This window comes from Agromyces neolithicus (assembly GCF_039529735.1).
In the GTDB taxonomy this organism is placed as follows: Bacteria; Actinomycetota; Actinomycetes; order Actinomycetales; family Microbacteriaceae; genus Agromyces; species Agromyces neolithicus.
This window is the reverse complement of sequence record NZ_BAAANJ010000002.1, coordinates 211,019-235,940: the sequence shown is the minus strand read 5'-3', so window position 1 is coordinate 235,940 and position 24,922 is coordinate 211,019. Positions and strand designations below refer to the sequence as shown.

At 70.6% G+C, this 24,922-nt stretch carries 22 protein-coding genes; 16 read left to right on the top strand and 6 right to left on the bottom strand.

Going from position 1 to position 24,922, the window contains the following annotated elements:
* Positions 1 to 3 precede the first annotated feature (3 nt).
* From ABD164_RS04360 to ABD164_RS04320, 9 genes are all read left to right on the top strand, one after another.
* Positions 4 to 975, top strand: a complete 972-nt coding sequence (locus ABD164_RS04360; RefSeq protein ID WP_344293821.1) for an AAA family ATPase — start codon at positions 4 to 6, stop codon at positions 973 to 975.
* Positions 972 to 2,297: a DUF58 domain-containing protein gene (locus ABD164_RS04355; protein WP_344293819.1), complete on the top strand. Its 1,326-nt coding sequence runs from the start codon at positions 972 to 974 to the stop codon at positions 2,295 to 2,297. Before ABD164_RS04360 ends, ABD164_RS04355 begins: the two co-directional genes overlap by 4 nt.
* Before the next feature lie 44 nt (positions 2,298 to 2,341).
* Positions 2,342 to 4,585: a transglutaminase-like domain-containing protein gene (locus ABD164_RS04350; protein ID WP_344293817.1), complete on the top strand. Its 2,244-nt coding sequence runs from the start codon at positions 2,342 to 2,344 to the stop codon at positions 4,583 to 4,585.
* Entirely contained in the window at positions 4,582 to 5,208 is a 627-nt protein-coding gene (locus ABD164_RS04345) for a zinc-ribbon domain-containing protein (protein WP_344293815.1), read from the top strand. The genes ABD164_RS04350 and ABD164_RS04345 overlap by 4 nt, the downstream gene beginning before the upstream one ends.
* Positions 5,209 to 5,323: 115 nt before the next feature.
* The gene (locus tag ABD164_RS04340; RefSeq protein ID WP_344293813.1) at positions 5,324 to 8,335 is read left to right on the top strand and encodes an FtsK/SpoIIIE domain-containing protein; all 3,012 of its coding nucleotides are present in this window, start codon (positions 5,324 to 5,326) and stop codon (positions 8,333 to 8,335) included.
* 112 nt (positions 8,336 to 8,447) lie between these two features.
* Positions 8,448 to 9,662, top strand: a complete 1,215-nt coding sequence (locus tag ABD164_RS04335; RefSeq protein WP_344293811.1) for an ABC transporter substrate-binding protein — start codon at positions 8,448 to 8,450, stop codon at positions 9,660 to 9,662.
* Positions 9,663 to 9,664: 2 nt separating this feature from the next.
* Positions 9,665 to 10,864 carry an ABC transporter ATP-binding protein gene (locus ABD164_RS04330; protein ID WP_344293808.1) on the top strand — a complete coding sequence of 400 codons (1,200 nt, stop codon included), beginning with the start codon at positions 9,665 to 9,667 and terminating at the stop codon, positions 10,862 to 10,864.
* Positions 10,865 to 10,866: 2 nt separating this feature from the next.
* Positions 10,867 to 11,778, top strand: a complete 912-nt coding sequence (locus ABD164_RS04325) for an ABC transporter permease (protein ID WP_344293806.1) — start codon at positions 10,867 to 10,869, stop codon at positions 11,776 to 11,778.
* Positions 11,779 to 11,894: 116 nt separating this feature from the next.
* Positions 11,895 to 12,677 (top strand): ABC transporter permease, encoded by a 783-nt coding sequence (locus ABD164_RS04320; protein ID WP_344294104.1) that lies wholly within the window; start codon positions 11,895 to 11,897, stop codon positions 12,675 to 12,677.
* Positions 12,678 to 12,774: 97 nt separating this feature from the next.
* On the opposite strand, the gene ABD164_RS04315 is transcribed toward ABD164_RS04320, so the two are convergent.
* Entirely contained in the window at positions 12,775 to 13,764 is a 990-nt protein-coding gene (locus ABD164_RS04315; RefSeq protein WP_344293804.1) for an asparaginase, read from the bottom strand.
* Positions 13,765 to 13,767: 3 nt separating this feature from the next.
* Complete coding sequence (gene gabT / locus ABD164_RS04310; protein ID WP_344293802.1) at positions 13,768 to 15,144, bottom strand: 4-aminobutyrate--2-oxoglutarate transaminase; 1,377 nt, start codon at positions 15,142 to 15,144, stop codon at positions 13,768 to 13,770.
* 93 nt (positions 15,145 to 15,237) lie between these two features.
* On the opposite strand from gabT, the gene ABD164_RS04305 reads away from it, so the two are divergent.
* On the top strand, positions 15,238 to 15,714 hold the full coding sequence (locus ABD164_RS04305; RefSeq protein WP_344293800.1) for an OsmC family protein: 477 nt from the start codon (positions 15,238 to 15,240) through the stop codon (positions 15,712 to 15,714).
* 2 nt (positions 15,715 to 15,716) lie between these two features.
* On the opposite strand, the gene ABD164_RS04300 is transcribed toward ABD164_RS04305, so the two are convergent.
* Together ABD164_RS04300 and ABD164_RS04295 are read right to left on the bottom strand one after the other, a co-directional pair.
* Entirely contained in the window at positions 15,717 to 16,643 is a 927-nt protein-coding gene (locus tag ABD164_RS04300; protein WP_344293798.1) for a hypothetical protein, read from the bottom strand.
* Positions 16,644 to 16,689: 46 nt separating this feature from the next.
* Entirely contained in the window at positions 16,690 to 17,451 is a 762-nt protein-coding gene (locus ABD164_RS04295) for a lysophospholipid acyltransferase family protein (protein WP_425545901.1), read from the bottom strand.
* A gap of 84 nt (positions 17,452 to 17,535) precedes the next feature.
* Here ABD164_RS04295 and ABD164_RS04290 point away from each other — a divergent pair, with 84 nt between their 5' ends.
* The 5 genes from ABD164_RS04290 to ABD164_RS04270 all read left to right on the top strand — a co-directional run bounded on the left by ABD164_RS04290 (position 17,536) and on the right by ABD164_RS04270 (position 22,823).
* Positions 17,536 to 18,180, top strand: a complete 645-nt coding sequence (locus ABD164_RS04290; protein WP_344293796.1) for a 4'-phosphopantetheinyl transferase family protein — start codon at positions 17,536 to 17,538, stop codon at positions 18,178 to 18,180.
* A 100-nt stretch (positions 18,181 to 18,280) separates the two neighbouring features.
* Entirely contained in the window at positions 18,281 to 19,372 is a 1,092-nt protein-coding gene (gene dxr, locus ABD164_RS04285; protein WP_344293794.1) for a 1-deoxy-D-xylulose-5-phosphate reductoisomerase, read from the top strand.
* A gap of 151 nt (positions 19,373 to 19,523) precedes the next feature.
* Positions 19,524 to 20,849 (top strand): M50 family metallopeptidase, encoded by a 1,326-nt coding sequence (locus ABD164_RS04280; protein ID WP_344293792.1) that lies wholly within the window; start codon positions 19,524 to 19,526, stop codon positions 20,847 to 20,849.
* Positions 20,850 to 20,985: 136 nt separating this feature from the next.
* Positions 20,986 to 22,161: a sensor histidine kinase gene (locus ABD164_RS04275; RefSeq protein ID WP_344293789.1), complete on the top strand. Its 1,176-nt coding sequence runs from the start codon at positions 20,986 to 20,988 to the stop codon at positions 22,159 to 22,161.
* Positions 22,158 to 22,823, top strand: a complete 666-nt coding sequence (locus tag ABD164_RS04270; RefSeq protein WP_344294100.1) for a response regulator — start codon at positions 22,158 to 22,160, stop codon at positions 22,821 to 22,823. Before ABD164_RS04275 ends, ABD164_RS04270 begins: the two co-directional genes overlap by 4 nt.
* A gap of 15 nt (positions 22,824 to 22,838) precedes the next feature.
* On the opposite strand, the gene ABD164_RS04265 is transcribed toward ABD164_RS04270, so the two are convergent.
* Both ABD164_RS04265 and ABD164_RS04260 read right to left on the bottom strand, forming a co-directional pair.
* Positions 22,839 to 23,216 carry an HNH endonuclease signature motif containing protein gene (locus ABD164_RS04265; protein ID WP_344293787.1) on the bottom strand — a complete coding sequence of 126 codons (378 nt, stop codon included), beginning with the start codon at positions 23,214 to 23,216 and terminating at the stop codon, positions 22,839 to 22,841.
* Positions 23,217 to 23,242: 26 nt separating this feature from the next.
* Positions 23,243 to 24,268: a DUF222 domain-containing protein gene (locus ABD164_RS04260; RefSeq protein WP_344293785.1), complete on the bottom strand. Its 1,026-nt coding sequence runs from the start codon at positions 24,266 to 24,268 to the stop codon at positions 23,243 to 23,245.
* Positions 24,269 to 24,575: 307 nt separating this feature from the next.
* On the opposite strand from ABD164_RS04260, the gene ABD164_RS04255 reads away from it, so the two are divergent.
* The gene (locus tag ABD164_RS04255; protein WP_344293783.1) at positions 24,576 to 24,887 is read left to right on the top strand and encodes an SHOCT domain-containing protein; all 312 of its coding nucleotides are present in this window, start codon (positions 24,576 to 24,578) and stop codon (positions 24,885 to 24,887) included.
* Positions 24,888 to 24,922 lie beyond the last annotated feature (35 nt).

The window sequence follows — 24,922 nt, the reverse complement described above, 5'->3', positions numbered from 1 at the left end:
CACATGACGATGACCGCCGAAGAAGCCGCACGGTTCGCGGCAACCCTCGACCGACTCGTCGGAGCGGTCGAGCAGGTGCTGCTCGGCAAGAACCGGGTGATCCGGCTGGCGTTCACCGCCTTCCTGAGCGAGGGGCACCTCCTGCTCGACGATGTGCCCGGCACCGGCAAGACCTCGCTCGCCCGGGCGATGGCCCAGTCGGTCGCCGGGACGAGCAACCGGGTGCAGTTCACTCCCGACATCCTCCCCGGCGACATCACGGGTGTCACCGTGTACGACCAGCGCAGCGGGATCTTCGAGTTCCATCCGGGTCCGGTCTTCGCCAACATCGTGCTCGCCGACGAGATCAACCGCGCGAGCCCGAAGACGCAGTCGGCGCTGCTCGAGGTCATGGAGGAGGGACAGGTCACGGTCGACGGTCAGACGCACCCCGTGGGTCATCCCTTCATGGTCATCGCCACGCAGAATCCCGTCGAACAGGCGGGCACCTACCGGCTTCCCGAGGCGCAGCTCGACCGGTTCCTCATCCGCTCGTCGATCGGGTACCCCGACCACGCCTCCACCATCCGCATCCTCGAGGGCGCCGACCAGCGGGCGCACGACCACCGAGTCGACGCGCAACTCGACGCCCGAGAGATCATCGACCTCGCCGCGCTCGCCCGCACGGTGTACGTCGACCCGACGATCCACGATTACGTGTCCCGGCTGGTCGACGCGACCCGCACGGCGGGTGAGGTGCGGCTCGGAGTGAGCGTGCGCGGTGCGCTCGCGCTCATTCGCACGGCGAAGACCCACGCTGCCGGTCGGGGCCGCCACTACGTCGTGCCCGATGACATCAAGGCGCTGGCCGAGCCCGTGCTCGCGCACCGACTGATCCTCGACCCCGAGGCCGAGTTCGACGGAGTCACCGCGTCGAACATGATCGCCCAGGTGCTCATCGAGACGCCACCACCCTCCACGAGGCAGGCCGTGTGACCTTCGCCCAGACCCACACGAGCATTCCCGAGGAGGCGAAGAAGCGCGGCCTGCTCGCGGTCGTCATCGAGCGTGCACTCCTCGGCATGCGCGCCGCCGCGGCGGCGACCACGCGCGCCGCTCGTGCGGTGCAGGGCGTCGTCACCCCGCTCGGCTGGTCGGTGATCGCCGCGGCGATCGTCGCATTCGTCGTCGGGTACGCATGGGGTCTTCTCGAGATCATCGCCATCGGCTGGGGCCTCGCCGTGCTCGTGTCGGTGGCGGCGCTCTGGCTGATCGGACGGGGCGCAGGGGAGATCCGGTTGCTCGTTCCGATTCCCCGCGTCGTCGTCGGCGAACCCGCGTTCGCCCGACTCGTCGCGGCGAACCCGGGTCGTCGCCGGTTCAGTGGAGTGCAGCTCGAACTCCCTGTCGGGGCGAGGGTGATCGAACGCGTGCTTCCGCGCCTGGCGCGCGGCACCGCATTCGACGAGCAGATCGCGATTCCGACCGATCGCCGTGGCATCGTGTCGATCGGGCCCGCCCGAACGGTTCGCGCAGACCCCATCGGCCTCATGCGGCGCGAGATCGTCTGGTCCGATACAGCCGAGCTCCGGGTGCATCCGCGCACCGTGTCGATCACCGCCCTCAGCACCGGGTTCATCCGCGACCTCGAGGGCTTTCCCACGCGTGACCTCACCTCGAGCGACATCGCCTTCCACGCGCTGCGCGAGTACGTGCCAGGCGATGACCGGCGCTTCATCCACTGGCGCAGCTCCGCGAAGACGGGCACCTTCATGGTGCGCCAGTTCGAGGAGTCGCGCCGCAGCCGGCTCATGATCCTGCTCGACCTCGAACCGGGGGCGTACGCCGACGATGCCGAGTTCGAGCTCGCCGTCGGAGCGGCGGCTTCGGTCGGTGCACGGGCCATCCGCGACGCCCGCAGCGTCTCGTTCGTGGTGTCCGGGCCGCGCTCCGCGACCGGCAGCCGCCTCGGCGGGCCGACGCGCGAACTTCCGACGGTCTCGCGGGATCGGCTTGTCGACGCGCTCTGCGTGGTCGAGCGCGAGCCTCGCGCGGCACTGCTGCCCGATGTCGCGCGCAGCGCCGTCGAGACGCTGCACGGCATCTCCCTCGTGATCCTCGTCACCGGCACCGCCAGGGGAATCGCCCCGTTGCGTTCTGCGGCGAGCAGGGTGCCCGCGGGTGTCGAGGTACTCGCGGTGCAGTGCTCGCCCGAGGGTGAGGCGAGCGCTCGCACCGTCGCCGGGCTCACCGTGTTCGACATCGGGTACCTCGAGGACCTGCGGGCGATGCTCGCGAGATCGGCGTCGGTCGCATGAGCGTGCGGGCGCCGGGGGGTGCTGATCGGCTGGTACCGACCGCGGTGAGCGTCGCGCTCGTCGGGGCGATGCTCGCGGGAGCGATGATCCCCTGGTGGCCGATCTACGAGAGCCCCGCCTTCTTCGTGGCCGCCGCGGCGGCGATCCTCATCGGGTCGGCCATCGCCGTGGTCGGCACCCGGCGTCGATGGCCCGCGTGGGGAGTCGTCGTCGCCGTGGTCGCGGCCTACCTCGTGGTCGGGGTGCCCGTGGCGGTGCCCGAGCGGGCGCTGTTCGGCGTGCTGCCGACGCCGGCCGGGCTGCTCGAACTCGTGGCGGGCGCTGCGCTGTCGTGGAAGCAGCTCGTGACGATCGCCGTGCCCGTGGGCTCGTACCAGTCGCTCCTCGTCCCGCCGTTCCTGCTCGGGCTCGTCTGCGCCACACTCACCGCGACGATCGCGCTTCGCAGCCGGTACCCGGCGGCGGCGGCGCTTCCGCCCGCCCTGCTGTTCGTCGCGGGCATCGCCCTGGGGGTGGTCCACCTCGACATCGCGCTGCAGGCGGGCCTGATCTTCCTCGTCACGGTCGTCGCCTGGCTCGTGCGGGTCGCGATCGCGCGGCGCCGAGCGATCACGCGCGTCAGACGCGTCGAGGGCGCCGTCGCCGACGCGCGGCGCGTGCTCGGGGCATCCGTGCTCATCGCGGTCACCCTCATCGGTGCGACGGCCGGCTCGATCGCGATGCCGGGGCCCGCGCGCAACGTCGTCCGTGCCGAGCTCCAGCCTCCGTTCGAACCGCAGGAGCATGACAGCCCGCTCGCCGGATTCCGCACGGCGTTCCGAGAGGGGGAGGCCGAGCGTGTGATGCTCGAGGTGACCGGGCTGCCGCCGGGCGCGGGCATCCGGATCGCCGCGCTCGACACCTACGACGGGGTCGTCTACTCGGTCGGAGGCGGCGACCGCAATGCGCTCTCGGGGCGGTTCGCCCGCGTGCCCTACCAGCTCGACCAGACCGAGGCGACCGGAACACGCGAGGACATCGCGGTCGAGGTCGCCGACTACGACGAGGTGTGGGTGCCCGGCATCGGCCAGCTCGAGCGCATCACCTTCGCCGGCCCCGACGCCGTCGTGCTCACCGATGAGTACTTCTACAACGACGTGACGGCGACGGGTGCAGTGCAGCACGGGCTCGAGGCGGGCGACCGCTACGAGGCCGTGTCGAAGGTGCCGGTGCCCGCCGGCGACCTCACCGAGCTCGAGCCCGGAACGAGCGTGCTGCCCCCGGCACCCGAACTGCCCCCCGAGCTCGAGCGGCTGCTCGAGCGGTGGGCGCCGGCCTCAGGGGAGCCCGGCCTGCGGCTCGCGCAGCTCATCGGGGGGTTCGAACGAGAGGGCTATGTCAGCCATGGGCTCGACGACGAGCCGTACAGTCGGTCCGGTCACTCGCTCGACCGGCTCATCGAACTCGCAACCGACCAGCCGATGCTGGGCGACGGCGAGCAGTACGCCGTCGCCGCGGCGCTCATGGCGCGGCGCATCGGGTTCCCCGCCCGCGTCGTCGTCGGCTATATGGCGCAGCCTGAGACGCCGACCGATGACGCCACCGGCGCGTTGCAGCTCCGAAGCGCCGACCGCCAGGCGTGGATCGAGGTGCAGACGGCCGACGGCGCCTGGGTGGCCGTCGACCCCAATCCGACGCCGCGAGAGGTTCCCGACGAGGAACCCGACCAGCCCACGATCGTGTCGCGGCCGCAGTCTGCGTTGCCGCCCCTGGCGGAACGCACTCCGGTCGACGACTACGATGCCGACCCCGACCCGGCGCCTGACGACGGCAGCGACGACGACGGATGGCTCGCCGTGCTGCTCGGCGTGGTCAGGATCGCCGGGTTCGTGATCCTCGGACTCGCGGTGCTCGTGAGTCCGTTCCTTGCGATCATCGTCGCGAAGCTGCGCCGTCGGAGGCTTCGCCGGCGTGCACCGACCCCGGTTGAGCGTATCGAGGGCGGATGGGACGAGTTCGCCGACATCGCTTCCGACTACGGCTACGCGATCTCGGCCACGGCCACCCGTGCCGAACAGGCGGCGACCGTCGGCGGGCTCGGCCCGCTGGTGCTCGCGTCGGTGGTCGACCGTGCGGTGTTCGCGCCGAATGGCCCCGGCGACGACGACGACCACCGTGTCTGGCACACGGTCGATGAACTGGCGCAGCGACTGGGCGAGTCGCGCAGTCCCCGTGACCGGCTTCGGGCCGCCGTCTCGCTGTCGTCCCTCGGCGGGTACGCTGTCACGCGTAAGGGAGGCCGAGCGTGAGATGTCGCATCTGCGGTGCTGAGCTGCCCGACGGCGCGATGTTCTGCGGCGAATGCGGCAGTTCCACGAGCGCGACGCCCGAGTCGCGACGGCGAGCCGATTCGCGGCCCGGCGACACGACGATCCTCGATCCGCTCGATCGCCCGTCGCCCCGCAACAGCGGCGTGGTGAGCGTTCCGGTCGACGGATTCCCGGCGGCGACCGCGATCGGCCTCGACGCCGACCAGGCCGCGAACGAGTCGGATGCCGCTGCCCGGGTCGAGCCGGCGCAGCCCTCGGTACCGGCCACGGGGCATCCGGCCCGATTCGTACTCGAGTTCAGCACCGGTGAGACGCGCACCGTGTTCGGCAGCGGCCTCATCGGCCGTCGACCCCTTCCGCAGCCGGGCGAGCACTTCGACCATCTCGTGCAGATCGCCGACCGAACGCTCTCGGTCTCGAAGACGCACCTCGAGTTCGGCGAGCACGAGGGCACGCTGTGGGTCTCCGACCGGTTCTCGGCGAATGGCACGGTCGTGCGGCGCCCCGACGACGGAGCACTCCGGTGCGAGCCCGGGCGTCGCTACCTCGTGCCGAGCGGCAGCCGTGTGGAGCTCGCCGAGCAGTCGTTCGTCGTCGCCTGAAAGGTCGGGCCGAGTCCCTCGGCGACTCGTCCTCGACAGGCGGGATCGTGGCGCGGTTCCGACCGAAGCGAGCATCGAACGCGCTCAGCGCGAGCTCGACTGGTCGGATGGCCTCGTGCGCTCCCTCGATCTGCCCGAACGGCCGCCCGTCGACCTCCCGCTTGCGCTGCCTGCGTCGCCGGGCGACCACGAACGACCCGGCTTCCCGTTGCTCGCGGTGCTCGCGCCCGTCGCGGGCGCCCTCGCGCTGTGGGCGATCACGGGCTCGCCGTTCACACTCGTGTTCGCCGTTCTCGGACCGGTGGTGGCCATCGCGTCGATGCTCGACGCCCGGCGCCAGGGGCGCACGCGACGCAGGCGGGCCGCAGCCGAGCGCGCCCGATTGCTCGACGAGTTGCGATCCGAGATCGACGCGCGGCATGCGTTCGAGCGTCAGGCGGCGTGGCGGCGATCGCCGTCGCCGGCCGTGCTCGTCGAGCACCGCACGCCGCCGAGCTGGCAGCCCGGGCCCCTTCCGGCCATCGTCGTCGGCAGCGGTGCCGCGCTCAGCGCCGTTCGCGTCGACGGCACTCCCGTAGACACCGACGAGCGGCAGCTGCTCGTGCGCGCCGCATCGCTCGACCACGCTCCCGTGCTCGCCGACCCGTACGGCGGCGTCGGCTTCGTCGGCGTACTCCCGCTCGCCCGGGCGGCCGCACGGGCGGCCGTCGTGCAGTGCGCGCACTACGGGATTCCCGGAGGGCTCGCACTCGAGCTTCCCCGCTCCACGCACTGGGAGTGGGCCGCTCGCCTGCCCCACACCGAGACGGGCATCGAACGGCTGCGGGTGCTCGACCGCGCAGACGGCTCGGGCTCACCGGTCGACGACACCGGGGTGACGACGTCGACCGGTCCCCGGTCGTCGGGTGCTCCGGCCCGGGCCGCGGTGATCGCGGTCGCCGCAGATGCGGCGTCGCTTCCACCCGGCCTGCAGACGATCGTCCGCATCGACGCACCGGGGTCGGCCCTCGTGCGGCGGCTCGATGGTACTGCGCCGGTTCCGCTGGTGCCGGCCCTGACCGGCGCGGCCGACGCCCGATCGTGGGCGGAGGCGACGACCCTCGTGGCAGCGCGGGCCGGCGTGGCGACCGGCGGGGCCGGCCTTCCCGCACGCGTCGTGCTCGGCGACCTCGAGCAACCCGTCGTCGATGCGACGTCGCGGGCGTCGCTCGCGGTCGCGGTCGGCACTGCAGGGGTGGGGCCGCTCGTGATCGATCTCGCGCAGCACGGCCCGCACGCCCTCGTGGCCGGAACGACCGGCAGCGGCAAGAGCGAGTTCCTGCTGGCGTGGCTGACGGGGCTCGCGCGCACGTACCCGCCCGACCGGGTCGCGTTCCTCCTCGTCGATTTCAAGGGCGGCGCCGCGTTCGAGCCGATCCGCCGACTCCCTCACGTGACGGGCGTCGTCACCGATCTCGACGAGGCCGAGGCCGAGCGCGCCGTTCTGAGCCTGCGTGCCGAGCTGCGCCATCGCGAGCGGGTGCTGGCACGGGCGGGGGCCCGCGACATCCGCTTCCTCGATGCCCACATCGAGCTCGCCAGGCTCGTCATCGTGGTCGACGAGTTCCAGGCGATGATCGAGCGGTTCCCCGACCTCGGCGCGGTGATCGCCGACATCGCCGCACGCGGCCGGTCACTCGGCCTGCACCTCGTCCTGGCGGCGCAGCGACCGAACGGCGTCGTGCGCGAGCAGGTCACGGCGAACTGCGCGATCCGGGTGTCGTTGCGGGTGATGCAGAGGGCCGACAGTCTCGCGGTCGTCGGATCCGAACTGGCGGCCGAGATCTCGCCCGGCATCCCCGGCCGTGGCGTCGTCGACCGTGGCGACGGGTGTCCGGTGCAGTTCCAGTCCGCCATCGCCGACGCCGATGCGCTGGCTGCGGCGCGGGTCGCGAGCGCCGCAGCGACTCGGGCCCGCCGACCCTGGCTCGACCCCTTGCCGAGCCGGGTGGAACGAGCCGACCTCGCTTCCGTCGCGCGATCCGCCGGCGTCGCCCCCGACGTCGTCGGGGTGTCCGGTCCTGACGGCGCTGACCGCCCCGACGTGTTCGCCATCGGCCTCGTCGACGAACCCGAGCACCAGCGCCGCAGCCTGGCCACGTGGACGCCGGTCGCCGACGGTCACCTTCTGGTGCTCGGTGCCCCCGGAAGCGGCCGAACCGGGGCGCTCGCCGCGGCGGCGTCGGCCGTGACCGCGGTGCACGGCACCGGATCGGTGCTGGTCGTCCACGGCGCACGCAGCGCGGTGTGGGATGCGCTGCACGGGCTGCTCGAGGCGCTGCGGTCCGGTGCCGAGGTGCCGCGGCTCGTCGTGATCGACGATCTCGACGTGCGGTTCCGGTCGTGGCCCGACGACTATCGCCTGGGCGCGCTCGACGCCGTCGAGGCGCTGCTGCGCGAGGGCCGGGCGCGCGGGCTCTGGGTCGCTGCGGCGGCATCGCAACCGCTGGGACTGGGTTCCGGCCTTCGCGACGCATTCGGCGTGCGCCTGCTGCTGCACCACGCCACGCGGTCGGATCTCGTGCAGTCGGGCGGTGTCGGTGGCCTGTGGCGCCCCGACGTTCCCCCGGGCGCCGGGCAATGGCGCGGTCACCCGGTGCAGGTGGTCGTCGCCGAACCGCCGGCGCCTGCCGGATCGCACGAGATTGCTCGATTGGAGTTGCGGGCCGGGCACGTCTACGCGGTCGCCGCCGCCGCTCCCGGAGCCGCGGCCGCGGCACTGCGCTCGGCGGGCGGCGTCGTGATTCCGATCGCATCGGGGGCGGATGTCGCGGCACGCGCGAGTGGCGAGCCGGGCGAGCCGGGCGAGCCGGGCGAGCATTCCCGGGCGACGGTGTACGTCGGCGACGCCGACGCATGGGCCGCCAACTGGGCGCTCGCCGCACGTCTACGTGAGGCCGCGGTCATCGTCGTGCATGGCGGCGCGCACGAATACCGCGCGCTGATCAGGGATCGCACGCTGCCCCCACTGCTCGACGACGGCAACGACCAGTGCTGGGCGGTGCGCAGCGGCACACCCGTCGGGCGATACAGTTGGCCGCCGATCGCGACAACCGAATCCGGAGGTGAAAGCGAGCACGAGCACTGAATCCGAATCGAATGATCACAGAAATTAACGATTCGGACATAGTTGGGAACAAATCGGCCTGCAGTGTGACAGTATCTTCCCACCCCGAAGCCTGCAACGAATGGAGTCGCTCGTGAGCCCCCGGCCTCTTCCCCAAGACCCGATGATCCGCAACCTGATCGCTCAGGCGCGTCGGGCACAACTGAACCGCCGCACACTGCTCGCCGGAGCGGGGGCCGGCGCCACCGCGCTCGCCCTCGCGGCGTGCTCCGCCGGCGGCGGCGCGGCGAAGCCCACACCCGCAGCCGACAAGTCGGCCACCGACAAGACGCTCAACTGGGCGAACTGGGCCGCGTACATCGACGAAGACGACGACGGCAACTACCCGACGCTGGTCGCGTTCACCGAGCAGACCGGCATCGAGGTCAACTACGAGGTCGCGGTCGACGACAACAACACCTACTACGGCAAGGTGAAAGACCAGCTGGCCCTCGGCCAGGACATCGGTGCCGACCTCTCGGTGCTCACCGACTGGATGATCGCTCGCTGGATCCGCCTGGGTTACGGGCAGCAACTCGACCACGCGAATCTCCCGAATCTCGCCAACCTCACCCCTGCGCTCAAGGACCCCGACTTCGACCCCGGTCGCAAGCAGTCCGTGCCGTGGCAGGGCGGCTTCGCCGGCATCTGCTGGAACAAGGAGGCAGTGCCCGGCGGGCTCGCGTCGGTCTCCGACCTCTGGAACCCCGAACTCAAGGGGCGGGTCGGCGTGCTCTCCGAGATGCGCGACACCATGGGGCTCATCATGCTCGAGCAGGGCATCGACATCTCGGGCGACTGGGGCGACGCAGAGTTCAGCGCGGCCATCGACGAGCTCGACAAGCAGGTCGCCGACGGCCAGGTGCGCAACATCAAGGGCAACTCGTATCTCGAGGACCTGAAGAACGAAGACACCCTCGCGGCGATCTGCTGGTCGGGCGACATCACGGTGATCAACGCCGAGGCCGGCGACAAGTGGGAGTTCGCGCTGCCCTCCGCCGGCGGCACGCTGTGGAACGACAACTTCATCGTCCCGGTGGGCTCACCGCGCAAGACCAACGCCGAGACGCTCATCAACTACTACTACGAGCCCGAGGTGGCCGCCGAAGTCGCAGCCTGGGTGAACTTCATCACGCCCGTCGTCGGGGCGAAGGAAGCCGCGATCGCCATCGACCCCGAGCTCGCCGAGAACCAGCTGATCTTCCCGAACGAAGAGACCCTGAGCCAGGCGCACATCTTCCGCTCGCTCTCGGGTGCCGAGGAGCAGAAGTACCAGGCCGAGTTCCAGGCCATCCTGCTGGGGTCGTGAGCGTGTCCGTTCGCGAATTCGCCGAGCGAGGCGCCGACCTCGAACTCGTCGGCATCCAGAAGCGCTTCCCCGGGTTCACCGCCATCGAAGAGCTCGACCTCACCATTCCCGCCGGCTCGTTCTTCGCCCTGCTCGGCCCGTCGGGCTGCGGCAAGACGACGACCCTGCGCCTCGTGGCCGGACTCGAGGAGCCCACGCGTGGTCGCATTCTCATCGGCGGCACCGACGTCACCGAGACGAAGGCGCACCAACGACCGGTCAACACGGTGTTCCAGAGTTATGCGCTGTTCCCGCACATGTCGATCATCGAGAACGTCGCGTTCGGGCTGAAGCGACGCCGTATCGGCGACGCCGATGCCCGCGCGCACGAGGCGCTGCGCCTCGTCGAGCTCGACCACCTCGCGCAGCGCCGCCCGGCGCAGCTGTCGGGCGGACAGCAGCAGCGCGTGGCGCTCGCCCGGGCGATCGTCAACCGCCCAGCGCTCCTGCTGCTCGACGAGCCGCTGGGTGCACTCGACCTGAAGCTGCGCCGACAGATGCAGCTCGAGCTCAAGACCATCCAAGAGGAGGTCGGGCTCACATTCCTGCACGTCACGCACGACCAGGAGGAGGCCATGACCATGGCCGACACCGTGGCGGTCATGAACAAGGGCGCGATCGAGCAGATGGGTGCGCCCGAGCAGCTCTACGAGCTGCCGCGCACGGTGTTCGTCGCCAACTTCCTCGGCCAGTCCAACCTGTTCACCGGCCCGGTCGTCGGTACGACCGACACCGCGATCGCCGTCGACGTGCAGGGTGCGAGCCTCGTGGTGCCCACCGCACGCGCTGCACGACACCAGGGCCAGGTCACCATCGGGGTGCGGCCCGAGAAGGTCGCACTCCACCGTGATGCACCGGCGGAGTCGTCGTCGCGCAACGTCCTCGGCCCGGGCCACGTCATCGACGTCTCGTTCTCGGGTGTCAGCACGCAGTACATCGTGTCGATCACGGGCGTCGGCACGGTCACCGTCTTCGCGCAGAACATCGGCATCGGTCCGATCGCGTCCGAGGGTGACGAGGTGTGGATCAGCTGGGACGTCGAGCATGGCTTCGGGCTCGACGACGACCCGGCCGACGCCGAGAAGTTCCCTGCCGACGACGACACCCACTCGATCGCCGTGCAGCGTCGCGAGGCGCTCGTCGCGGAGCTCGAGGAGAGCTGACGATGGCCTTCGCAGCGTTCACCACGACGGAGGCGCAGCCGCAGGCACCGAAGCGTAAGAGCCGCATCGCGCTCTTCCTCCTCCTGCCCGGCATCCTCTACATGGTGCTCTTCTTCCTGACGCCACTGATCTCGCTCATCCTGACGTCGCTCCAAGCGCCGAACGAGTTCGGCGACATCGGCGTGTACGACTACGCGTTCAACTGGCAGAACTACGTCACCGTGGTGCAGGAGTACTGGCCGCACATCCTGCGTTCGTTCGGGTACGCCCTCGTCGCGACGGTGCTCGCCCTCGCATTCAGCTACCCCCTCGCGTACTTCATCGGCGTGAAGGCGCGCCGCTGGCCGCTGCTGCAGAGCGTCATGCTCGTCCTCGTGATCGCGCCGTTCTTCATCAGCTTCCTGCTGCGAACCCTCGCGTGGAAGCAGCTGCTCTCCGACGAGTCGTTCGTCATCACATCGCTGAAGGCGCTCTCGCTGATGGCGCCCGACGCGCACTTCACCGGCACCCCGGCCGCCGTCATATTCGGGTTGACCTACAACTTCATCCCGTTCATGACGTTGCCCCTGTACACGACCCTCGAGCGCCTCGACCTGCGATACCTCGAGGCGGGCAGCGACCTCTACGCCAACCCGTTCACCGTGTTCCGCAAGGTCACGATCCCGCTCTCGATGCCGGGCATCGTCGCGGGCACGCTGCTGACGTTCATCCCGGCCGCGGGCGACTACGTGAATGCGAGTCGCGACTTCCTCGGCGGGCCCGACACGCAGATGATGGGCAACGTCATCGAGGCGAACTTCCTCGTACTGCTCAATTACCCGGCGGCGGCAGCGCTGTCGATCATCCTCATGGCCGCGATCCTCGTGCTCGTCGGCATCTACGTGAGGCGTTCCGGAACGGAGGACCTGCTGTGAGCGGCGAAGTCCAGGCAGCCGCCGTGCTCGGCGGGCTTCAAGAGAGCGAGCAACAGGACGATTCGGGGCATCGCGGCGGGCGGGTCCGGCGGCAGCGCGTCGGGCTCGGTGACTGGCTGCTCCCCGTGTACACGGTGATCGCGTTCGTGTTCCTGCTCATCCCGATCGCCTACACATTCGTGTTCTCGTTCAACGACTCGATCAAGTCGAACATCGCGTGGCGCGGCTTCACGTTCGACAAGTGGCTCAACGTGTGCAACGTCGAGGGCGGCGCGGTCTGCGAGGCCTTCGCCAACAGCATCGTGATCGGGCTCGTCGCAACCGTCATCGCGACGACGCTGGGCACGATGATCGCGATCGCACTCGTGCGCTACCGGTTCCGTGCCCGGTCGTCGATCAGCCTGCTGCTCTTCCTGCCCATGGCCACCCCCGAGGTCGTGCTCGGCGCGGGTCTCGCCGCACAATTCCTCGCGGTGGGCGTGCCGAAGGACATGACGACGATCATCCTGGCGCACACGATGTTCTGCATCAGCTTCGTCGTGGTCACGGTCAAGGCTCGCGTCGCAAGTCTCGATCCGGCGCTCGAAGAGGCCGGGCGCGATCTCTACGGGTCGCCGGCGCAGGTGTTCTGGCGGGTCACGTTCCCGCTCCTCGTGCCGGGCATCATGGCCGCCGCGCTGCTCTCGTTCGCGCTGAGCTTCGACGACTTCATCATCACCAACTTCAACTCGGGGTCGGTGTCGACGTTCCCGAAGTACATCTACATCTCGGCGTCGCGCGGCATCCCCGCCGAAGCCAACGTGATCGCGTCGGCGGTGTTCCTCTTCGCCCTCGTGCTCGTGATCATCGCCCAGGTCTCGAGGGCGGCGCGCGCCAAGCGCCTCGCGCAACTGAACTGACGCGACGATGAGTCTCGGCGACCCGAACCGAGGCCGGAAACGTCGGATGCCGCGGGGGGAGTCGCCCCCGCGGCATCCGTTCGCCTCGCGAACCCGGTCAGACGGTCGCGCGCACCTGGCCGACGCGTCGTTCGCCGCCCATGACCCAGAGGTCGAGCTCGGTCTGCACGGCGTCGATCGCCGCGTCGTCGACGGCGCCCGCCGCGGCCAGCAGCCGCAACGCGATGATGGTCGAGGCGCGTGAGGAGCCGTCGAGCACCTTGACCGCCGTGGTCGTGCCGTTCGGCGCCGTCATCACCATGACGCCTTCGGCACCCACCTTCGCGAACACGCCCAGCCGTTCGATCGCGACCGTGTCGGGCTGTCCGGGTCCGCCGACCGCCCAGGGGTTCTCGCGAACAGCCTCGGTGAGCGCGGCCGCCTCGCGGTAGAGCGCGAACGGCGAGGTCGTCGCCGCCGTCGTGATCTTCTGGATGCCGCGACCGAGCGCGCCCAGGCTGATCGCGTGCACGGGCGCGCCGCAGCCGTCGATGGCCGTCGCAGCGGGGCGCTCGCCCGTCAACCGCTCGACGACGTCGAGGATGCGCTTCTGCAACGGGTGCTGGGGGTCGAGGTAGTCGTCGAGCGACCAGCCGTTCTCGACGCACGCATTGAGCATCGCCGCATGCTTGCCCGAGCAGTTCATGTAGACCCGGTCACGCGGCCCGCCCGAGCGGATCAGCTCGTCGCGGGCGACCTTGTCGGTCGGCGCCGCGGGCGGGCAACCGAGGGCCGACACCGGCAGTGACGCCCGTTCGAGCAGCTTGCGCACCAGCGCGACGTGCGCCGCGGTGCCCGAGTGGCTCGCACTCGCGATGGCGGCGTCTTCGCCGCGAAGCGTCACGCCCGACGTCATGACGGCCACCGCCTGGAACGGCTTCAGGCAGGAGCGCGGGAAGATCGGCGTCGTGACGTCGCCGAGGGCGCGCAGCACCTCGCCCTCAGGGGAGAGCACGATGGCGGAGCCTGCGTGCCTGGACTCGATGAAACCACTTCGTTCGACCACGGCGAGTTCGACGGAATCTGCGACGCTGAATGTGCCGGCCACGGCTCAGCCGAGGGCCGCGAGGCCGTCGTCGAGCACGCGCAGGCCGTCTTCGATGAGCTCGTCGGTCACCGCGAAGCTCGGCAGGAACCGCAGCACGTTGCCATAGGTGCCGGCGCTGAGCAGCAGCACGCCGTTCTGCGCAGCGAACGCGACGAGCGCACCCACTGCCTCGGCGTTCGGCACCTTCGTGGTGTCGCGCGTGCCCGGCTGCACGAGTTCGATCGCGATCATCGCGCCCTTGCCGCGGATGTCGCCGATGATGTCATAGCGCCGCTTGAGCCGCTCGAGCCCGGCGGTGAGTGTCGCCTCGATGCGGCGGCCCTCTGCCAGCAGGTGGTTCTGCTCGATCGACTCGAACACGGCAATCGCCGCGGCGCAGGCCACGGGGTTGCCGCCGAACGTGCCGCCGAGACCCCCGGGGTGCGCCGCGTCCATGATCTCGGCGCGACCGGTGACCGCGGCGAGCGGCAGGCCGCCCGCGATTCCCTTCGCAGAGAGCACGAGGTCGGGCTCCCAGCCGAAGTGCTCGCTCGCGTAATAGCGGCCGGTGCGGGCCATGCCCGACTGGATCTCGTCGGCGATCATGACGACGCCGTTCTCAGTGCACCATCCCTGCAGGGTGGGCAGGTACTCGTCGGCGGGCACCATGAAGCCGCCCTCGCCCTGGATGGGCTCGACCACGAGGCACGCGAGATCGCTCGCGCCGATGATCTTCTCGAGGTAGCCGATGGTTCGGGCTGCCGCGTCGGTTCCCGAGAGCCCGTCGCGGTAGGGGTAGGAGCTCGGCGCGTGGTAGACGTCGCCGGCGAACGGGCCGAAGCCGCTCGCGTAGGGCATCGCCTTGAAGTTCATGGCCATGGTGAGGTTGGTGCGACCGTGGTAGGCGTGGTCGAGCACCGCGACGCCGCGGCGGCCGGTGTACTTGCGGGCGATCTTCACGCCGTTCTCGACGGCCTCTGCGCCCGAGTTCACGAGCACGCTCTTCTTCTGCCAGTTGCCGGGTGTGTGTTCGGCGAGCAGCTCGGCGACCCGCACGTACTCTTCGTAGGGCGTGATCGTGAAGAGCGTGTGGATGACGTCGTGCAGCTGACCGGCGGCCGCTTCGACGACGCGCGCCTCGGTGTGCCCGACGGTCGTGACGCCGATGCCGGCGCCGAAGTCGATGAACTGGTTGCCGTCGACGTCGACGAGCACGGCGCCGTTCGCGCGCTGGATGTACACGGGAAGCGCCGACGAGACACCGGCGGGGACGACCTTCGAGCGTCGGTCATGCAACTCGAGCGATTTCGGACCGGGAACGGCGGTCACGATCTTGCGCTGCTGAGGCACCGACGAGGCCGGGGAAGCAGCGGTCTGGGCGGAGATCTGGGTGTCAGTCATGGTGCTCCAACCCTATCGCCGCCGGCCGGGCGTCCTGTGGTCGCGATGGGGCAGAATCGGATGTCACAGGCGGGGCGAGAGGCGGAGGTGCAGATGCTGGGAGAGCACCGGTACGAGGTCGAACTCGAGTGGCAGGGCGATCGCGGCGAGGGAACGAGCAGTTATCGCGCCTACGGGCGGCAGCATGTCGTGCGCGCGCCGGGCAAGCTGCACGAGATCGCGGGGTCGAGCGACCGCGTCTTCCACGGCGACCGCGACCGCTGGAACCCCGAAGAGCTGCTGCTGTCGGCGCTCAGCCAGTGCCACATGCTCGCGTACCTGCACGTCGCGACGAATCACGGGGTCGTCGTGCGCGGGTACGCCGATGCCGCGACGGGGACGATGCAGGAGGACGGCCGCGGCGGCGGCGCGTTCACCGAGGTCACGCTGCGGCCCGTGGTCACGGTGGCAGACGCCTCGATGGTCGCCCTCGCCGACTCGTTGCACGCCGAGGCGGCTGAGAAGTGCTTCATCGCGGCGTCGGTGGCGTTCCCCGTGCACCACGAACCGACCTCGGTCGTCGCCGGCTGACCTCAGGGCACGTCGGGTACTGCGGGCAGCGTCGCGCCGGGCGGGCAGGGGTGCCCGCCGACGAGTCGCGTGCAGGCGGGCAGGAACCCCGGATAGCGCTCGGCCTCTGGGTCGCCGAACCAGCGGTGCCAGAGCCGCCAGAAGTTGAGGTTGCCGAACGCCGAGCACGAGTCGCCGGTCTCTGGGGCGGCGATGGTCGCCGGGCTCGGCTGGTAGGGCGTGTAATTGTACAGGTTCGCAGTCGCCTGGTTCTTCACGGCTACCGCGGTAGCACCACACGCCGCGTCGGGGTGGTACTGCACCTGCATCGTGCCGATGCGGTACTGGCGCTTGGGCTCCTCGGTGTACTGCCGGAACTGCCATGCGGCGTTGTACACCTGGTTGAAGAAGCCGAAGTACTTCGTGTCGCAATCGGCAGTGTCGGGGCAGGCATATCCGGTCGCCCGCTCGTATCCGGCTGAGTCGGGCGAGGTGAGCAGTGACTGCTCCTTCTGTAGCAGCACGAGCAGCGTGCGGGGGCTCACGCCGCACGCGACCGCGGCCTTCGCGATGATGCGACTCGCCCGCTCGCGCACTGCGCCGCGGTATTCGGCACAGTGCGTGCCGCCGACGGCCGGCTGGGTCGTCGTGGTCTCACGGTAGTCGGCGAGGCAGGGCACATCGTCGACCGGACGGCAGTCGAGCCCGTCGAGGAACGTCTGGATCTCGCGCTCGTTCATGGCGCGGCTGTCAAAGAACGCGTCGTCGCTCACGATGCGGCCGGGGTCGAAGCCGGCGGCGTCCGGAATCTCGAACTCGGGCGTGGGGGTGGCGCGTGTGGCCGCGCCGCCCTGCCAGGGCTCGGTCGGCGCGGGCGCCGCGCACGCGGCGAAGCCGAGCACGACGAGCGCCGCGGCGGCGGCGCGAGCAGCCAGCTTCGCGAATCTCATCGTGAAGACGATAGCGGCGCGCCCCCGACTGGGGCTGGGAATCGCGTCAGAGCCGCTCGCGCGGGACGACCCTGTCGGCCAGGCGCGCGAGGGCGCTGTGCGGGGGCGCCTCGTTGTAGCGGCCCGCGAGTTCCTGCCCGCTGAGCGCATGGATCGCGGCCATGATCTCGTCGGTCGCGGCGCGCCGGGCCCGGCCCGAAGTCGCGCTGCCATGGTGCGAAAGGTCGAGCGGTTCGCCGAAGCGCACCGTCACGGGGCGGATGCGCGGGAACTTCGCACCGACGGGCTGGATCTGCTCGGTGCCCACGAGGCCGACCGGGACGACTGTGGCGCCCGTGGTGAGCGCGAGCCAGGCGACGCCAGTGCGGCCGCGGTAGAGGAGTCCGTCGAGTGATCGGGTGCCTTCAGGGTAGAGCGCGAAGGCGCTGCCGTCGTCGAGAATGCGCTTGCCGGCGTCGAGGGCCTCCTGCGCCTGCGAGCCCGCGCCGCGCTCGACCGGCACCGCGCCGATGGCACCGAAGAACGTGCGCGAGACCCAGCCCGAGAACCCGGTGCCGGTGAAGTAGCTCGACTTCGCGAGGAACTGCACGGGGCGAGGCGAAGCCAACGGGATGACGATGCTGTCGACGAACGACAGGTGATTCGAGGCGAGGATCACCGCGCCATGGCGGGGCACGTGCTCGGTGCCCGTGATGGTCGGTCGGTAGACCAGACGCACGAGGGGCCTGAGCACGCCTCGGACGATTCGATAGAGCGGTCCCTGCCGAACCGGTGCGACAGGGACGGCGTCGGCCACGATCTCGCTCACCCTCCGACCCTACGAGCGCGGGTATGCGCCGCACGGCATATCCGTGTTGGGCCGCGACCGGCTCGATGGTGGAGGATTGGAGCCATGTCCATGGACGACACGGCCGACGGCGAGCTCATCGAGCTCGAGCAGTCGGGTGTGCGCGTCTTCGTCGTCGCGCGCGGCCGCCGCGGTCCCGGCACCGACTCGGTGCTGCGCCGTCTCGTCGCCGCCGGCTCGGGCGTACCGGCCGGCGACGTCGAGCTCGTGCATGCATGCGAGGTGTGCGGGGCGCGGCACGGCAGACCGGTCGTCGCCTACCCGCTCACACCGTCGGGCGGCGCATGGTTCGCCGACGCGGCGGTCTCGGGCGACGCGATCGTGGCCGCGGCCGGCACCCGACGCCCCGTGGGCGTCGGCATCGAGTCGGCGGTCGCCGGCTTCGACGAGGTGATCGACGAGGCCGCCTTCCACACGAGCGAGCTCGCGGTGCTCGCGGGCCTCGACCCCGCGCGGCGCCCGCTCGTGCGCGCCATCTTGTGGGCGCGGAAGTCGGCGCTGCTGCGCGCGATGGGTCACACCGCCTTCATCGAGCCGTCGAGGCTCGCTGTCTCGACGCCGGGCGATGACGACGGCGTCGGCCGCGTCGAGCGCAGCGTGCCCGAGTTCGGGCCGGCATGGCGTGAAATCCGATTCCACGATGTGCCGGTGCCCGGCAACCGTGCCGCATCGGTCGCCGTCCTCGGCTGATCGAGGCGTCGCGGCGGGCGCCGAGGTCGCCGAATCGAACGGATGACCCCCGCTCGGGTCATCCGATCGCCCCACCGTCGCGGGCCGTACAGTGGGTGACGTGCGCAGCGTCATCATCCTCGGCTCCTCAGGTTCGATCGGCACGCAGGCCCTCGACGTCATCCGGGCGAACCCTCGGCGGTTCGACGTGGTCGGCCTCGGTGTCGGGTCGAATCGGGCACTCCTCGACGAGCAGGCGGCCGAGTTCCACGTCGAGCACACCGCCGTCGGCATCGACGAGGCCGTGCAGCTCGTGCGCGACGTCGACGCCGACGTGGTGCTCAACGGCATCACCGGGTCGGTCGGGCTCGCACCGACGATCGCGACCCTCGAGCGCGGCACCACGCTCGCGCTCGCCAACAAGGAGTCGCTCATCGTCGGGGGCGACCTCGTCACCCGGCTCGCGCAGCCGGGTCAGATCGTGCCGGTCGACTCCGAGCACTCGGCGATCGCGCAGGCGCTGCGGTCGGGCACCGACGACGAGGTGCGCCGGCTCGTGCTCACCGCGTCGGGCGGGCCGTTCCGAGGGCGCAGCCGCGAGTCGCTCGTCGAGGTGACTCCCGCCGAGGCCCTCGCGCACCCCACGTGGGACATGGGCCTCGTCGTCACGACGAACTCGGCGACGCTCGTGAACAAGGGCCTCGAAGTCATCGAGGCGCACCTGCTCTTCGACGTCGACTACGACCGCATCGACGTCGTCGTGCACCCGCAGTCGATCGTGCACTCGATGGTCGAGTTCGTCGACGGCTCCACGATCGCGCAAGCGTCGCCGCCCGACATGCGGCTGCCGATCTCGCTCGGCCTCGACTGGCCGAACCGGGTCGCCGCCGCCGGCCGCCCCCTCGACTGGACGACGGCGCAGTCGTGGACGTTCGAGCCGCTCGATTCCGAGGCGTTCCCCGCGGTCGCGCTCGCGAAGCAGGTGGGCCGCGCCGGCGGAGAGTACCCGGCGGTGTTCAACGCGGCGAACGAGCAGGCCGTGGCGGCGTTCCATGCGGGCCGCATCGGATTCACGGCGATCGTCGACACCGTGCGCGACGTCGTGGAATCGCACGAGGCATCCGATCGCACGCTCACGGTGGAATCGCTCGCCGACGTCGAGCGGGCGGCCCGGCGCGCCGCCGACGCCCGCATCGCCGCAGTGTCCCGCTGATCGAGTGCGAGCATATCTCCAGCCGCTGATCGAGTAGCGAGCGCAGCGAGCGTATCGAGATCCCGCGTGGTCTCGATACGGCCCTGACGGGCCTACTCGACCGGTGACGCTGCACAGCCGCTTCAAAGCCATCGGCAGTACGCTGAACGCCGTGGAATCCGTACTGCTGTTCATCGGGGGCGTCGTCATCGTCGTCATCGGCCTCGCGCTTTCGATCGGGCTGCACGAGATCGGGCACCTGCTGCCCGCGAAGCTCTTCGGGGTCAAGGTCACGCAGTACATGATCGGGTTCGGGCCCACGATCTGGTCGAGGCGCAAGGGTGAGACCGAGTACGGCCTCAAGGCGATCCCGCTCGGCGGTTACATCTCGATGATCGGCATGTTCCCGCCGGCCAAGGGCGCCAAGGTGCACGCCGACTCGACGGGCTTCTTCCGCGGGCTCGTGCAGGACGCACGCGACTCGAGCATGGAATCGATCACGCCGGGCGACGAAGACCGTGCGTTCTACAAGCTGCCGGTCTGGAAGCGCATCATCGTCATGTTCGGCGGACCGTTCATGAACTTGCTACTCGCGGTCGTGCTCTTCGCCGTGCTGCTCATGGGCTTCGGCGTCACCCAGGCGTCGACCACGGTCGGCACCGTCTCGGAGTGCGCGCTGCCGGCGACGAGCGAACGGCAGACGTGCGAGCCCGGCGATCCGGCAGCGCCGGGTGCTGCCGCCGGCATCGAGCCCGGCGACCGCATCATCTCGGTCGCGGGCGAACCCATCGAGACGTGGGGCGAGTCGACCGCGATCATCCGCGACCACCCCGACGAGGCGGTCGAGCTCGTCGTCGTGCGCGACGGCGAAGAGGTCGCGCTGACGGTCACGCCGATGCTCAGCGAGCGGTACGCCCTCGATGCGAACGGCCAGGTGGTGATGGATGCCTCGGGCGAGCCGGTCGTCGTGCAGGCGGGGTTCATCGGCGTCGGCGCCGCGACCGAGACCGTGCAACAGCCGGCGACGGCCGTGCTGCCCGCCGTCGGCGACAACGTCGCACGGGTCGCCGGCATCATCGTGAACCTGCCGCAGCGCCTCGTCGATGTCGCCAACGCGGCGTTCGGCCCGGGCGAGCGCGACCCGAACGGCCCGATCTCGGTCGTGGGCGTGGGCCGGGTGGCCGGCGAGATCGCGAGCCTCGACGAGATTCCGATGGCGTCGAAGGCCGCCGGGCTCATCGGCCTGCTCGCGTCGCTGAACATCGCGCTCTTCGTCTTCAACATGATCCCGCTGCTGCCGCTCGACGGCGGCCACATCGCGGGCGCGCTCTGGGAGGCGATCCGCCGCGGGTTCGCGAAGCTCTTCAAGCGGCCCGATCCTGGGCCGGTCGACCTCGCGAAGCTCATGCCCGTGACGCTCGCGGTCGTCGTGGTGTTCGGCGCGATGAGCGCGCTGCTCATCTACGCCGACATCGTGAAGCCGGTATCGCTGTTCTGATGCGGGGTGCGTGGCGCCGCCCGTACACCCGGGGGAGTAGGGCGTGAGCCTTCGCCGGGCTGATTCGCGGGTGCGCGCGGGGCATTACGATCGAGGAATGTCCGCGCCCCCGTGGAGCGGCCCCCACGATCGGGCCATGCCCGGGCCGCCTTGGGGCCCGCCGCCCGATCGATACCGGCGGCCACCGGCAGCGTTCGTGCTGCTCGCGCCCGTCGTCATCAGCCTGCTCGTACAGGTGCCCGCGGCGATCGGCATCGCTGTCTGGACCCACGTCGGCTGGGCCACGGGGTTGCTGCAGGTCGCCCTGGCGGTGGCGGGACCGCTCGCGCTGCTCGCGTCGCGCCGGTTCCCCGGCCCCACCGTCGCAGTGGTCGCAGGGCTCGCCCTCGCCGACCTGCTCGTCACGCCCCATTCGGGGCCGCCGTATCTGGCGTTCGCCTTCGCGATCGTGCTCGCGGTCGCCCGTGGAGCCGTCGTGTGGGCGGCCGTCTCGACGGTCGTCGCGTGGGTCGGCGCGATCTGGCTCGGCTCGGTTCTGGGGCTGTCATGGCATCCGTTCCGCATCGCCGCGACCACCCTCGCGCTCGCGGCGTGCTTCGGCATCGGCTGGTTCGTGCGGGTGCGGCGCACCCGTGCCGCCGCGTACCGAGAACAGGCGCTTCGCCGCCGCCGGTCGGCCGAAGCGCGCGAACGCGTGCGCATCGCGCGCGAACTGCATGACGTCATCGGCCATGCGCTCTCGCAGATCAACGTGCAGGCGAGCGTCGGGCTGCACCTCATGGACCGCGATCCCGAGCAGGCACGCACCGCCCTCACGAGCATCAAGGAGACGTCGAAGACGGCGCTCGACGAGGTGCGCAGCGTGCTCGGCGTCATCCGCGACGGCGAGGCGCCGCTCGCCCCGCAGGCCGAGATCGCCGAGCTGCCGCGCCTGCTGCGGGGCGTCGAATCACCTGATTTCTCGGCCGAGCTCTTCGACCGGCTCGACGAGGTGCCCGGTCGCGCCGCACAGTTCGCGGCCTACCGCATCGTGCAGGAGGCGCTCACGAATGTGGTGCGGCATGCCGGGGCGACGCGCGCACTCGTCGAGCTCGACCATGTCGGCGACGAGCTCGTGGTCACGATCGACGACGACGGGGGCGGGTTCTCGAAGCGTTCCAGCGGGGATGCCGTCGACGAGGAGTACACCGGTACCGGCATCCTCGGTATGCGCGAGCGCGCGACCCTGCTCGGCGGAACCGTCGACCTCGAGGCCTCGCCGCTCGGCGGGGTGCGGGTCATCGCGCGACTGCCATGGCGGGCAGCCGCGTGATCCGCGTCGCGCTCGCCGACGACCAGGTGCTCGTGCGCGCGGGCTTCCGAGCCCTGCTCGAGGCCGAACCCGACATCCATGTGGTCGGCGAGGCGTCGACGGGTGAAGAGCTGCTCGAGCTCGTGCGTCGTGAACCCGTCGACGTCGTGCTGATGGACATTCGCATGCCCGGCACCGACGGGCTCTGGACGACCGAGCAGATCGCCGCCGACCCGGCGCTCGCCGGCGTGCACGTCGTGATCGTCACGACGTTCGAACTCGACGAGTACGTCGCCCGGGCAGTGCGGGCCGGGGCGAGCGGGTTCCTCGTGAAGGACACCGAGCCCGTCGACCTGCTGCGCGCGGTGCGGGTGGTCGCGAGCGGCGAGGCGCTGCTCTCGCCCGGGGTCACGAAGCGCCTGCTCGAGCGCATGGCGGTGGGCCTGCGCGACGCACCCGACGAACAGCGTCTCGCCGCCCTCACCGAACGCGAGCGCGAGGTGCTGCGCCTCGTCGGGCAGGGGCTCACGAACGACGAGATCGCCGAGCGGCTCGTGCTCTCACCGCTCACGTCGAAGACACACGTCTCGCGCATCATGTCGAAGCTGCACGCGCGCGACCGGGTGCACCTCGTCGTGGTCGCCTACGAGTCTGGGCTCGTCGCGCCGGGATGGCAGGAGTAACCCCGTCACGCGCGGTCACGCTGCCGGACCCGATCTTCGCTCGAGCCGGTCTGCGATCCGCGTCGGCGATTTGGTCGCGTTGCGCCAGCCGCCGCCGGGGTCGAGCCAGACCGGCGGTCGGATCTGCGGCACGCCGCGGTGCATGCGGATGCCCCACCCGGATGTCTCGATCGAGCGGTGATGGAACCAGCAGACGAGCACGCCGTTGTCGGGGTGGGTGGGCCCGCCGTCGGTGTCGGGGATGACGTGGTGGATCTCGCACCATGATGCGGGTACCGAGCAGCCGGGGATGAGGCATCCGCCGTCGCGGAGGGTGATCGCGCGCCGCTGTTGCGGGGTGAAGCAGCGTTCTTGGGAGCCGAGTTCGATGATGCGGCCGCGGTCGTCGAGCACGACCCGTTGGGTGCCGCCGGTGCATATCAGCTGCCGCCGGTGCATATCAGCTGCCGCACGGCCCGCATCGAGACCGGGATCTCGACACCGTCGGCGTGACCGGCGCCGCGACCGGCGGCGACATCGGAGGCGCGCACGCTCACGAGCACGGTGGGCGGGGCGCCGCCGATCGACGGATGCTGACCTGATCGGGCGGCAGTCTGGATGATCGCGGCGAGCACGTCGTGGCGTTGCTGGTCGGTGCTGCGCTGCTCACCGGAGCGGTCGAAGTGCGCGGCCTGCTCGTCGGTGACGAACCCGGTGTTCGACCGTGGTGACAGGTGTGCGTCGAAGAGCCGGGTGAGCCCGGCCGCGACTTCGGGCATCAGGTCGCCTCTGATCGGGATGAGCCCGTCGCGGGCCCGGCCCAGGCGCAGTCCGCGGCGCAGCATGGCACGGTCGTCGTCGGGTTCGGGGCCGTCTTGGTCGAGGAACACGGCCCATGCCTGCGCCTGCACCCGCAGCTCGTCGGCGGCGCACTGAACCGGGGCGCCGGGGCTGTCGCCGGTGCCGGTTGCCGCGGCCACGAGTTCACGTTCGGCGGCGGCGAACTTGAGCGGGTCGGCGACGCGTCGGGGCCGGTCGAGTTCGCGGACGATCGTGCTCGCCGCATCGGCGCCCAGCAGCCCGGCGGCGAGGGCGGCGGCGACGCCGGGGAACTCGGCCTCGAGCGGTTCGCCGGTGAATCCGACGCGGCCGCGGGTTGCCGCCCCCAACGTGATGCGTCGTCGCGCCTCGGCGCCCGACGCCTGGGTGACCCGCTCGATGAGTTCTGACGCCGACCGGCAGCCGCGCCGGGACGAAAGCCGCTCGCTGCCCAGCTCGACCCGGGAGCGTTCAGCGACCTCGCCGGCGCACGCGGCCCGGTGGGCGTCGATGACCCGCCCGACCGCCTCGATCGAGGCCGTCACGGCGAGTAGTTCGTCGTCGGACCATCGTGCCGGGTCGTCGAACCGCAGCACCTCGCGAAGCGTCGAGCGAACCTGCTCGAGTGCGTCGGCGACTGCGGTCATGCCTCCATTCTTGCGGCACCCTCTGACATTGAGACTGCCCCGAAACCGCAGGTCAGCATGTGAATAACTCCCCGCAGAACGCCCCTGTGGAGGACAAGTCGAGCCAGACGTGGGAACGAGTATGACCAGCCAGCACACCGTCGAGAACTCGACGCTCCGGGCACCCGCTCGCGGTGGAAGACCCGAGCTCTCATGCTCCCGGGGGAGCAGCCAAGGTGCCTCCGCAGGGCGGATTCGCCGATGCCGCGTGCTCGCGAGACTCGTCTCGACGGCCTGAATCGCAGGCCGCACGAACACGGGAGAACTCATGCTCGCCACCTTCGCCGCCACCTCGGTGGCCGCCCACACCGGCCCTTGGGGGGCCGGGTTCGGATGGGCCTTCATTCTCGTCCCGATCCTCTGGTTCCTGGTCATCGGGCTCATCATCTTCCTGATCGTCCGCAGTCGCCGCCGCTTCTGGGCGCACGCCGCACCGGAAGGCTCGTACGGTCCGCCGTGGATGCGCGCCGGCGCGAGCGCCGAGTCGACGCTCGCCGAACGGTTCGCGAAGGGCGACATCGACGAGACCGAATACCGCGCTCGCCTCGAAGTGCTGCGCGCGAACCGGCCGAACGCGTAGCGTTCGCGGAATGCGAGGGGCGGATGTCGCGACAT